Genomic DNA, 12,036 nt, shown 5'->3' on the forward strand with positions numbered 1-12,036 from the left:
CACGTCGTGCCATGTCTGTCTCCTATTCGCAGCATCCTATGCCGCATCAGGGCAGTCCATCCACTTATAGCACCTGTCCAAATTTCCCGAGCCCGCTCTGACCACCGGTGAATGGGCCAGCGGCATCGGCAATCATGCCCATAATCCCGCCAATGACAGCCATCCGTCCACTTGCATCGGCCATAGCAAAAGAGGTCATGAAAAGCTGCGACAAAAGAACATAGGCAAACATTGCACTGACTTGTGCAACGCCGAAAGCAATCGGGTGAGGAACATAACAAATGATAAGGGATTGGAATGCCTTAAACGCAAGAAATCCCAATAAAACATATGCAGCATGGACTCGTTTTTCCAGTTTGATTGCTGCAATCGGGCCAAGCAAGGCAATGCAGGTCGCCGCAGACAGCACAGCCCCGACAGTCATTTCGTCCATGCCGGCTATCATGCCTAGGCGCTCGGTGAACTGCCAAGCGACAGAATCGTTTAAGCGGCTTAGGAAATAAGCAAACAATAAAATGACACCCGGAAGGAGGATTGGTGCCTTTCCAAGCAACTCGACGCGATGGCCGAGTTTAAGAGAAACCATGGCCGGTGCAAAAACCAATGCAACACAACTCAGTGTTAGATAAGCGGCGGCGGGGCCACTCATTTGCAAGGTGGCCGGAACAGCGAAAAGTAGAACAGCACTAAAAATAGCATTGCCAACAATAGCAATCGCAAAAAGTCGTACATAAGTAAAGTGCGATGCAATAATTCGCATGGTGACTGCCATCAGCATACCACCGGCTAGGCCGCAAACGATGCGAGCCACATATAAAGCTTCGATAGATTTTGCGGTGGCCGCAAACAGTCCACCTAACGCATATCCAAGACAGGAAGTGACGCCTAACACTCTCGGATCGTGCTTTGGTGTGCGCATAACGATAAGCGCCATGATCAAGAAAGCCAAGAATTCTGATGAAATCAGATTTGCCGCTGCAGCCTCATTGATACCCGTCTGCTTTACGGCTGCCGCCAGCATGAAGGGTGCGAAGCTTGCGCCTAAACCGGCAACGATCATTGCACCCGTCACACCTACTTTAAGCGGCAAAGCTATCCTTTCAGCCGATTCCCGTCCCGCCATTAGAAGCCTAACCGAACATCGACTGCAATTGTGCGGGGACGCCCACGGTTGGTAACGATACCGAAGCCATAATCTATCGCACTTGTTAGATAATCTTTGTTAAACAAGTTACGGCCGACAAGAGAAACGGCCCAATTTCCATCCTCGCTTTCCACACCGACTAGGCCGTTGACAATACCATAAGCACGCTGCCCTTCCGCAGGATTGTTATAGATTGTGAAGAACTGACGGCTACGCCAATCCATGTCCAGCCCAAGCTTGAAGTTCAATTTATCGCTGACAGGCTGACTATAATCAGCACGTGCAAAGAAACTGGCTTTAGGGGCAACAATACCTCTATTCCCTTTCAGATTGACAGTTTTTGCGAAGCCTGTCGCAGGATCATCAACAATGAAATTTCCGTATTCTGCACCGCTTAGGGCGCCGCCTGCAGTCAAAGTCAAAGCGTCCCCAACGCGGAAATTAACATCGGCTTCAAGGCCGAAGCCATTGTATTTGGGGACGTTCAAGGTGGAGGTGAGAGAGTTCTGGAAGAACTGAACCTGAAAACCCTTATAATTCATCCGGTATGCTGAAATGTTGAACTGCGACCGACCATAAGAAAACTTTCCGCCGATTTCGTAATTCCATACGCTTTCTGCACCGAACTGTGTCCTATCACGGCTTGTAGCACCATTTTCGACGGCTGGGTCGTAGCCCCCGCTCTTATACCCGCGTGTTGCACTGGCAAAAAGGTTTATATCCTCATTTGGCTGAAAGCGAACAACAAGCCTTGGTTGAAAATCTTTCCATGTCTTTTTAAAGCTTTCTCCATTCGTTGCAGCGCGGAAAAGATTGTTACCTATCAGCTGAGACGTCACCGAGTTCACCAATGGAGAAGCAAAGAAGAAGCGCTTCCGGTCGTTGGAATAACGGCCGCCTGCAATGAAAGTCAATTGATCCGAAACTTCAAACTCGGCTTCGACAAACGCCGATAGTGAACGATAATTGCCCCGCTGGCGTAGCGTTTCTGTTTGTGCATCCGAACAAGCAGCGCCGAAAACAAGATTGGATGTCGCATCGCAAATCGTGAACGCAGGATCGCCAACACTAATGAAATTGGCAGGAATTTCACCGTTGCTGCCGCCAGTAATCTCGTCGACTATGTCGAACACATATAGGGTTTCGTCGAAGATTGCAGAGCGGGCATCGCGAATTTTTTCTTTGAAAAAGCTACCTCCAAACTGGAGTGTTAATGGCTCGCTTTCGTAAGTGAAGCGCAACTCTTGACCGAAAGTGCGGCCAATACCATCCGAAAAATCCGAACGGATAAGAGGTAGTGATGTACCATCTATATCATAAATACTTGATACATTACTATAATTGTAAGAGGTAATGCTTTTTAACGAAAGATTGTCGGACATATCCCAGGTCAAGCGCGCATTGGCACCGAAGCTCTTGCGCTTTTCAAACCCATCAGCGTCATGTGCATAGATGCCGGAGAACGGGTTCAGGTCGCTCGCTGGTAAACCTGCATATCGCGGGTCAATATTCTTGAAAGGATATGCGCCCGCATCCTCCCTTGAGAAGCTAACGGCCGCATCCAGTTTCAGAACCGAAGAGAGTTCAGAAGACAGCGAAATACGTCCGCCATAGGATTTGATATCTTGCCCTTTGCTTCCAGTAAAGACGTTTCGGTCGTAAGCATCGTCACCACGCGCAAGCAGCGCAATGCGAAGTGCGGTCTTATCGCTGATAGGCTGATTCCAAGACATGGTTGCTTCATGGGCTTTGAAGCTACCATAGGATCCCGTAAGCTCGATACGGCGTTCACTCATGCTTGGCTTTTTCGTTACGATACTGATTGCACCGGCGGTGCTGTTCCGACCGTAAAGTGAGCCCTGCGGGCCACGCAGAATTTCAACGCGTTCCACATCAAGGAACGGGACTGAAGAAGCCGAAAGACGTCCGATGTAGGCTTCATCCACAAAGATGCCGACGCTTGCTTCGCCGCCAATCCCGAAACTGTTGGAACTGACGCCACGAATAGCGATGATAGGGCTCAAAATCCCTTGCGCCACACCGGAAATGCCAGGGATTGCTGCTGTTAACTTTGTAATATCAGTCACGTCGAGTTCCTCAAGGACATCTCCGCTCAAGGAGCTGATCGCCAAAGGTACTTCATTTAACTTCTGTTCGCGGCGTTGAGCGGTAACAACAACGTACTCGCCCTCCCCCCCAGCCACCGGGTCATCCTGAACAGGCGCGCTTTGCGCCAAAGCCGCAGGCGTAGAGACCGACGCCATCAGAAATGCGATCAATGCACTTTTCATATCCAACTTTCCTCCGAGGCGCGCCGCTGAAACGCTTGACTTATTATTATTGTTGAACTACAACACAAAAAAACAAAATGCAACAGTAATGCAACAATAAAGTCACCCTGCGGAAAACACTTCGATCAATGAGGATGCTAAAATGGAGGTGGTTTATGACGCCCTGGTCATTGGGGCTGGCTTTGCTGGGCTTCAGGCGGCAAAGACATGCAAAGATGAGGGCCGCAATCCGATTGTACTTGAGGCCCGTGCACGCGCCGGAGGTCGGGCCTTAACGCACCGCTTTGCGATGGCGAATCTCGACATGGGATGTCAGTGGATAGGCCCGGGACAGCTGCTAATCAAGTCGCTGGCATCATCATTCGGCTTTGCGGTTACGTTGCGCCCGGATGAAGGACAGGAGCTTTTTTCTACAACCGATTATGGGAGCGAGTGGTCCGACGGGTCGGGTTATCAGCGGGAGCCCAATTTCGATTTTATGGAAGTAGCTGAGGCTGTTGGGATGCTCGACAGACTCACTGCGCAGATTGATCCGGAAAATCCTGTCCGCAACGCTGACGCGGCGCTACTGGATCAGCATAGTGTAGCGAGCTGGGCTGAGCAAAATCTGACGCCGTCTTCCGCAGTTATCTTGCGGCAGGTTGTTGAAGGCTTCCTTGGCTTGCCAGAGCAAATATCCTTCCTGCATACCCTGTTTTATGCGCGAGCCAATGGCGGCTTTGCCAGTATGCTGGGTTTTGGCGGCGAGCGCCATGACAGCGAGGTTTTGCCAGAAGGCCTTGGACAACTTGCTTCTGTTTTTTGCAACAGCTTGGGCGATGCTGTCCGTTATTGTGAGCCGGTCATCGCCATAGAGCAAAAGCAGAATGGGGTAATGGTTACGACCCGCTCAGGCAATCGTTATCGGGCGAAGACTGCTATTATCGCTTTGCCACCCGCCCTAGCTGCCCGCATTGAAATTACGCCTGACGTAGCCCCGATGCGGATGGCGATGCAGCGACGATTCACACCCTTCAGCCGTCTGAAATTCCATATGATTTATCCGCGGCCCTTCTGGCGTGACGCCGGACTCTCTGGTCAGTTGAGTGGTGGTGGATTTGTCGCGTTTGATGGCAGCGCCTGTGAAGACAGCGGTGTTATTACTGGTTTTTTTGGTGCCCGCGAAGCATTGCACATTTGGCAACAGCCAAAGCGCGAGCGGGCACGCCTAGCCGCCACTCGTCTAGCGCTTGCCTTTGGTGACACAGCTCGCGAACCGATTGCTTACGATGATATGTTCTGGCTTGATCAGCCTTACAGTCTAGGCTGTGTCGCAGCACCCGGCCCGGGCGTCTGGACCAATTTTGGAGCTGGTCTGCGCGGACAAGAAGGCCGCATTTTCTACGCTGGCTCTGAAACTGCGACGATAATGCCTGGCCAAGTTGAAGGTGCCCTGATCAGTGGTGTGAACGCAGCCCGGGCTGCTCTTGAGATCATGAAAGACTAACATTGCAGGAGTTGCATCAATGCCTTTGCTGAGCGCTCAGGAAGTCTCAGACATATTCGCGCCAATTGCATCTGCGCGAACATTGCCGCCACGTGCGTTTACCGATCAAGCCTTCTTTGAGGCGGAGGTCAAAGCCATTTTTATGGATGGTTGGGCGGCACTTTGCCTTAAAGATATTGCGCCTAGGGCAGGCGACGCGGTGCCGCTCCAATTTGTTGGTGTACCCTTGTTGGTAGTCCACGGGCAGGACGAAGTGCTGCGGGTTTTCCATAATCTTTGCCCCTATGACCAATGCCCAGTTCTGATCGATCCGGTCAGCGCCATCGAGGTTTTGGAGTCGGCCTATCATGGTTGGCGTTATGCTCTTGACGGGGAACTGATCGGCACGCCCTATTGGGATGGCGTTGCGGATGAAGCCAAAGTCAGCGCACCCGGGCCGAGGCAGCTTAAGCCCGTTCGCAGTGCAATCTGGGGGCCAGCGCTATTCATTAACCTGTCAGGCGCAGCGCAGCATTTTGACGATTATATTGCGCCAATGAATGACCTGTTTGGTGATATCGACATGGATATCTTGGCCATTGGTCATAACCACAAAGGTGAACCCATGATCGACCGTTCGAGTTGGGGCGGTAATTGGAAAACGCATCACGAAAATGCATGCGTAAATGTCTATCATGAAAACTTTGTGCACTTCAGCTACCGACAGTCAAGCCATGTACCGCGCGTCGATGCTCAAGGCCAAAAGCTTTATACCCCAGTGTGTGATCGCGGGGTGCGTGGGCTGCGCTTCACCAATGAAGCAGCGGGCGACACCTACATCGACCTTGGCATCCCGGCTTTGGAAACCAAGAACAGCGGTCCAGTCAAGGAAAGCATAATAATATCGCTGTTTCCGAACATTTATTGCTCTCTGATCGGGGCGCATCTCCACGTTACCATTGTTACGCCCGATAGCGTGGATACTGTACAGGTGATGACTGCATCCTATTATGAAAAAGGCGTCGCCAAGTCCGCAGAGTTAGCCCCTTTGCGCACAATGGTTGAACAGGCATGGATTATGGCGGCGGCAGAGGATAGCCGGGTTATCAATGCTATCCAGTCAGGACGGCGATCTCCGGTGGCCGCCCCCGGTTTTTACGCGCCCTTTTGGGATGCCGCGCATCATGACTTTACGCAGCAGGTCACACGCAGCTTGATACCGGAGGCGGGAACGAAGTTATGACTATCGTCTGTAACGGTGAAATAGACCTTTATACCGAAACCCGAGGGCCCGATGACGGTCCCGTACTCGTACTGTCGACCGGTTTTGACGGACAACTCAGCTATTGGCCCGAAGAGTTGTTAAAACCAATCATCGATGCCGGTTATCGCATAGTCCTGTTTGACACCCGGGATGCAGGACTATCCTCCGATGGTACCGGCTATACTATGGATGATCTGGCTGGCGATTTGCTGGCGGTTGTTGCTGCCTATTCAAAAGACCCTGTTGATCTGCTCGGCTATTCTATGGGCGGACAGATCGCCATGCGTGCAACGCTGCAAAAACCGGACGCTGTGCGCTCCTTGTCGCTGATCTTCACAACGTCAGGCGCGGACGGCCTCTCGCATCCGCCGATGGAAACCAACATTGCCAGCCTGACCTTGGCGCAGCGGCAGAACTATGAACAGGCGATTGAAGCACGCACGAAGCTCATGGAGCTCGCCGCAGGCCCACTGGCACCTTTTGATGCTGAACGGGCGCGCGAAGAGGCGATCGCGACACATGGCCGTTCTTATCGCCCCGAAGGCATTATGGGGCACGTCCAGGCGCTGATAAATTCTGCACCGATTGCCGACCGTCTTGGTGAAATTACCAAGCCATGCCTTATCCTCCAGGCAACGCATGACTGCTTTTTTGTTGAAGATCATGGCGAAGATTTGGCGCGTCGTCTTAATTGTTCTGTTGAAGTTATCGATGGCGCTGGTCATGATTTAATCGGCGAAGTTGCAAGCTCTATTGCGGCGGCCTTTATAGCTTTTCAAACAAGGATTGGATGATGCCCAAAATTGTTGATCACGATCTTACGCGGATTGAAATTGTGGACGCCGCAGTCAGGGTTATTGCTCGGGTAGGGCCTCAAAGGGCAACAATCCGCCTCATCGCGGCAGAGGCCGGCTATAGCCCGTCTGCACCGTTGCATTATTTCGGCACTCGCGATGCGCTATGCGAATTCGCGTTTCAGCATCTCGGTGAGCGATCAATATGTGAATTAGAACGGATCGCCAATGACGACAGCAAGACTATCGGAGACCGTCTGGCGCAGCTTGTAAAGACCATATTTGAACGATCAGTTGGGGACCTGTTCTTCGCTAGGCTATTGCTCGGCATGCTTCTCGTTGGTGGCGATAACAAAACAATTAATGCCATCGACCGAAAGCTGCACGCGGATACCAAGTCTCTGTTCGTTACGATGCTCCAACGCGCGATCGACGAACGGGCCATTCCGGTCAGTATAGACCCGGAAACTGAAGCAAACCTCATATTGACCTTAGCCGATGGTCTTGTCGCAACAGTCATGACATTGGGAGAAGATGCCGAAACAATTGCCGTGTCTGTAACCACGGTGGTCATTCAACGCCTTTCTTTGAAAGCTGAGGCTCACTCATGAACTCCGTTGATGCCTTGCCGTATGTTAAAGACTGGTTTTCGGTCGCTTCCATTGGCGAAGCTTACTGCATAACAGAGCCACATGTGGCGCCTTTTCTGCGGTGCAACATTTGGAAGATACCGGGGCAAACAACTGACCTCATCATTGATGCAGGCCTTGGCCTCGCGCCCTTGCGAACCTTGCTGTGTCAAGGTGGGGCGCGGCCAACTCAACTTGTGCTGACCCATGCGCACATGGATCATATGGGTGGTGCACATGAATTTGATCATGTGTGCATCCACTGGGCCGAGGCAGATGATGCGCGGAACGCGACAGATCACATTCCACTTGACATTGTTCGTTGGCCGGATGGCTATGTCGAGCATATGGAGAACAAAGGCTATCAGTGCCGCTGCGGTATGCTGACAGCAGTGCCCTCCCCTGATTTCCAGTATGCCAGCAGCGTCTTGAAACCCGTCGGCGTGGCCGAAGAATTGAACGAAGGCAGCGTTATTGATTTGGGCAATAAGGCATTTGAAGTCCTGCATCTACCTGGTCATTCACCGGGCAGTATCGGCCTTTATGACAGCAAAACACGAACCCTCTATTCTGGTGATGCAGTTTATGACGGCCCCTTGCTCGATGATATTCCGGGATCGAATCTTGCTGCCTATCGCACGACAATGGAACGGCTCCTCCGTCTCAGTATTCAGGAAGTTCGGGCAGGACACGGCCCAGTCTTCGGGCCAGACAAGCTCAAGACCATCGCACTAACCTACCTGCATAAATGGGAGAATTGCTGATGCTGCACTGGTGCGCTCTGTTTGCGGCGGCTGCCTTTGAAATCGGTTGGGTAGCTGGGTTCAAGATGATCGGCTGGGAGCGTCCGGTCATTTCTGTTGCAACAATCGCTTCGCTGGTCCTTAGCCTGACCCTGCTCTGGTTTGCAGTCCAGCAGGTGCCGATCAGCATCGCCTATGGCGTCTGGACAGGCCTTGGCGCCGTCGGTGCCGTTTTGGTCGGGCATTTTCTGTATCAAGAGTCGCTAACAATCGCGAAACTGTTTTTCGCCAGCCTGATCCTTGCGGGGATTGTTGGCCTCAAATCGGTGTCAACAGCATGAACACTCTGCGCGTCAATGGCGAACGGTTATGGGCAACATTAATGCAGATGGCCGAAATCGGCCCTGGTATTGAAGGCGGCTGTAACCGTCAAGCCCTAACGGATGATGACAAACGAGGCCGTGATCAATTTGTTGCCTGGACAAAGGAATTGGGGTGCTCGATCAGCATCGACGAGGTCGGCAATATCTTTGCGCGCCGCGCTGGCCGCGATGCCAACACCGCGCCTGTCCTGGTCAGCAGCCATCTGGATACGCAGAGGACTGGTGGAAAATTCGATGGCGTTTACGGCGTGCTCGCAGGAATAGAGTTACTGCGCACCCTGAATGAACAGGGCATTGCAACACATCGGCCGATTGATCTGGCCGTCTGGACCAACGAGGAAGGCTGCCGTTTTGCGCCGGCCATGCTCGGTTCAGGTGTTGTATCCGGCGTCTACTCCAAGACCGATGCCTATGCGCAAACTGACAAGTCAGGCCTGACGTTTGAGGCCGAGTTAAAGCGCATCGGCTATTGTGGCGACCGTCCCGCAGCCCCAACCGAGCTATCCGCCGCCTTTGAACTGCATATAGAGCAAGGCCCCGTGCTCGAACGTAATGGCAAGACGATCGGTGTGGTAACTGGCATTCAGGGAGCGGTCTGGCTCGATGTTACGGTCAAAGGGGCTTCCGCTCATGCTGGCACCACGCCCATGCCAATGCGGCGTGATCCATGGCCAGCTGCAACCAATATCATTCAGCAATCGCTCAAACTGACGCAGGATTATGCACCTAACGGGTTGTGCACAATCGGCACTATTCAGGCTTCGCCAGGTGCACGAAACACGGTACCGACAACGCTCCGTTTTTCCATCGACCTGCGTAATCCTGATGCTGCCACCCTCGAAGAAATGACAGCCAAAGTGAAGGCACTCGCTGAAAAGGCCTGTGCTGATCATGGCCTCGAACTGACCTTTGAACAAATCTGGAAAATGGAACCGACGCCCTTTGCTTCGGAGCTGATTGATATTGTCGACCGCGCCGCCGAGACGCTGGGCTTGTCCCGGCAGAAAATTTTTAGCGGGGCAGGACATGATGCCCTACATGTTGCGCAATTCGCACCAACGACCATGATCTTCATCCCCAGCATCAATGGCCTCAGTCACAATGAAGCTGAGCATTCGACGCCCGAAGACATAACGGCTGGCGCGAATGTTCTGCTGCATGCGGTACTTGAAGTGGCGAACCGGTAGACGGTACGATGGTTACGAGAGTGCTTCCCAAATGGTTTGAGCCCGCAGCGTTCATTGACGGTGACTGGGTGAAAAGCACACAGGTTTTTCCAGTTGTTAATCCGGCAAACGGGCAAGAGATCGTCCGCCTCCCTGATCTGGGTGCTGTGGAAACGGAACGAGCTGTCCGTGCAGCTGATAAGGCCTTTGCCGAATGGTCGGTACGTCCCGCAAAGGCGCGCGCCCAGATTCTGCTGCGTTGGTTTCAGTTGATTGTCGAACATGGAGAGGAACTGGCTCGCCTGATGACCGCAGAGCAGGGCAAACCGCTTGCGGAAGCGCGCGGAGAAGTCGCTTATGGGGCAAGCTTCATCGAATGGTTCGCCGAAGAGGGAAAACGAGCCTATGGGCGAACCATCCCGACAGTAGCGGAAAACAAGCGTTATCTGACGATCAAGCAGCCCGTTGGGGTCTGTGCAGCCATCACGCCATGGAATTTCCCGATTGCGATGATCACCCGCAAGGCAGGCCCTGCTCTTGCAGCGGGATGCACCATGGTTCTGAAACCATCCGAGGAGACGCCGTTAAGTGCTCTTGCCCTGGCAAAGCTAGCAGAAATGGCTGGCGTCCCGCCAGGCGTGCTCAATGTTATTACGAGCACCGATGCCGCATCCATAGGTGAAATTCTCTGCCGCGATCCAAGGGTCGCCAAACTGTCTTTCACCGGCTCCACCGCAATAGGCAAATTGCTGTACCGTCAATGCAGCGACACGGTTAAGCGGTTGAGCCTAGAACTGGGCGGCAACGCCCCGCTGATCATTTTCGATGACGCCAATCTTGATGAAGCTGTCACCGGGACACTGGTTTCCAAATACCGCAATGCTGGGCAGACCTGTGTCTGCGCCAATCGCATATTGGTGCAGGACGGGATTTATGATCGCTTCGTTGCCGCACTGACCGAAAAGGTAAGGGCAATGACCGTCGGCCCCGGTGATCACGAAGGGGTCACCATTGGCCCGCTGATCAACCAAAAGGCAGCAACCAAAGTCACGGCCCTTGTCAATCAGGCGCTCAGCCAGGGTGCCCGTCTCTTGGTTGGCGGTGAAACGACGAACCTGTTCGTTACTCCGTCCATTGTCGTTGACATTACCCCGGACATGTCAATCGCCAACGAGGAAATCTTCGGCCCCGTTGCTTCCATCACCCGCTTTGCCAGGGAGGATACTGCCATTGCCCTCGCTAACGCGACCGACTCTGGCCTCGCAGCCTATCTCTTCAGTCGCGATATTGGCCGTGTCTGGCGGGTCTCTGAACGGCTGCAAGTTGGCATGGTCAGTGTCAATGAGGGCGTTTTCTCAAGCGAGGTTGCTCCTTTCGGCGGCGTCAAACAATCCGGCATAGGTCGTGAGGGCGCAGCAGAAGGGTTGGACGAATATCTCACAACCAAAATGATCTGCCTCGGCAACATTTGAATATCAAAGGGCAGGAAAATGACAATCAATTCAGCATTGTGGGCAAGACGCGAAGCCGCCGTAGCGCGGGGGGTCTCCTCTATGCACCAGCGCTTTTTCGCGCGCGGCAACAATGCCGAGGTCTATGATGTAGAAGGCACGCGCTACATCGATTTCGCAACCGGCATTGCCGTGTGCAACACCGGTCATGGCGATCCGCGGATCGTGAAGGCCGTAAAGGATCAGCTGGATGCATTCTCGCACTGTTCTTTTCAGGTTACGCCCTATGAAAGCTATGTGCAGTTAGCGGAAAAGCTGAACGCGATTGCGCCGATCGAAGGCCCCGTCAAAACTGTTTTCTTTACCACAGGCTCAGAGGCGCTGGAAAATGCCGTGAAGATTGCCCGTGCTAAAACCGGACGGCGCGGCGTGATTACCTTTCAAGGCGGCTATCATGGCCGGACCCTATTGACGCTTGCGATGACCGGCAAAGTGCTGCCCTATAAGGCTGGTTTTGGCCCTTTGCCGGGGGATATCTTCCACAGCCGCTTTCCGATCCCGTATCACGGCTTTTCCGATGAGCAGGCGATTGAAGCCTTGAAAGCAGTCTTTGCCTCTTCTATCGAACCCTCAGCGGTTGCCGCCATTGTACTTGAACCTGTGCTGGGTGAGGGCGGTTTCTACACTGCCTCCTATGCTTTCTTCA

The 12,036-nt window shown here is 53.1% G+C and carries 11 protein-coding genes; 9 read left to right on the forward strand and 2 right to left on the reverse strand.

Going from position 1 to position 12,036, the window contains the following annotated elements; genetic code table 11:
* Window positions 1-64 precede the first annotated feature (64 nt).
* Entirely contained in the window at window positions 65-1,123 is a 1,059-nt protein-coding gene (locus ACIQ20_RS13895; RefSeq protein ID WP_395781285.1) for an MFS transporter, read from the reverse strand.
* Window positions 1,123-3,435: a TonB-dependent receptor gene (locus ACIQ20_RS13900; RefSeq protein ID WP_395781287.1), complete on the reverse strand. Its 2,313-nt coding sequence runs from the start codon at window positions 3,433-3,435 to the stop codon at window positions 1,123-1,125. Before ACIQ20_RS13900 ends, ACIQ20_RS13895 begins: the two co-directional genes overlap by 1 nt.
* 142 nt (window positions 3,436-3,577) lie before the next feature.
* Here ACIQ20_RS13900 and ACIQ20_RS13905 point away from each other — a divergent pair, with 142 nt between their 5' ends.
* From ACIQ20_RS13905 to ACIQ20_RS13945, 9 genes are all read left to right on the forward strand, one after another.
* Window positions 3,578-4,921: a flavin monoamine oxidase family protein gene (locus tag ACIQ20_RS13905; protein WP_395781289.1), complete on the forward strand. Its 1,344-nt coding sequence runs from the start codon at window positions 3,578-3,580 to the stop codon at window positions 4,919-4,921.
* 19 nt (window positions 4,922-4,940) lie between these two features.
* Window positions 4,941-6,143 (forward strand): aromatic ring-hydroxylating dioxygenase subunit alpha, encoded by a 1,203-nt coding sequence (locus ACIQ20_RS13910; protein WP_395781291.1) that lies wholly within the window; start codon window positions 4,941-4,943, stop codon window positions 6,141-6,143.
* Window positions 6,140-6,958, forward strand: coding sequence for an alpha/beta fold hydrolase (locus tag ACIQ20_RS13915; RefSeq protein WP_395781293.1), 819 nt, complete (start codon window positions 6,140-6,142; stop codon window positions 6,956-6,958). Before ACIQ20_RS13910 ends, ACIQ20_RS13915 begins: the two co-directional genes overlap by 4 nt.
* Window positions 6,958-7,569, forward strand: coding sequence for a TetR/AcrR family transcriptional regulator (locus tag ACIQ20_RS13920; protein ID WP_395781295.1), 612 nt, complete (start codon window positions 6,958-6,960; stop codon window positions 7,567-7,569). Before ACIQ20_RS13915 ends, ACIQ20_RS13920 begins: the two co-directional genes overlap by 1 nt.
* Window positions 7,566-8,351: an MBL fold metallo-hydrolase gene (locus ACIQ20_RS13925; RefSeq protein ID WP_395781297.1), complete on the forward strand. Its 786-nt coding sequence runs from the start codon at window positions 7,566-7,568 to the stop codon at window positions 8,349-8,351. The genes ACIQ20_RS13920 and ACIQ20_RS13925 overlap by 4 nt, the downstream gene beginning before the upstream one ends.
* The gene (locus ACIQ20_RS13930; RefSeq protein ID WP_395781299.1) at window positions 8,351-8,671 is read left to right on the forward strand and encodes a DMT family transporter; all 321 of its coding nucleotides are present in this window, start codon (window positions 8,351-8,353) and stop codon (window positions 8,669-8,671) included. Before ACIQ20_RS13925 ends, ACIQ20_RS13930 begins: the two co-directional genes overlap by 1 nt.
* Window positions 8,668-9,900: a Zn-dependent hydrolase gene (locus tag ACIQ20_RS13935; RefSeq protein WP_395781301.1), complete on the forward strand. Its 1,233-nt coding sequence runs from the start codon at window positions 8,668-8,670 to the stop codon at window positions 9,898-9,900. Before ACIQ20_RS13930 ends, ACIQ20_RS13935 begins: the two co-directional genes overlap by 4 nt.
* A gap of 8 nt (window positions 9,901-9,908) precedes the next feature.
* On the forward strand, window positions 9,909-11,351 hold the full coding sequence (locus tag ACIQ20_RS13940) for an NAD-dependent succinate-semialdehyde dehydrogenase (protein ID WP_395781303.1): 1,443 nt from the start codon (window positions 9,909-9,911) through the stop codon (window positions 11,349-11,351).
* Window positions 11,352-11,369: 18 nt separating this feature from the next.
* On the forward strand, window positions 11,370-12,036 hold a 667-nt coding region (locus ACIQ20_RS13945; protein ID WP_395781305.1), incomplete at its 3' end, for an aminotransferase class III-fold pyridoxal phosphate-dependent enzyme.

It is taken from the genome of Aquidulcibacter sp. (genome assembly GCF_044346625.1).
In the GTDB taxonomy this organism is placed as follows: domain Bacteria; phylum Pseudomonadota; class Alphaproteobacteria; order Caulobacterales; family Aquidulcibacteraceae; genus Aquidulcibacter.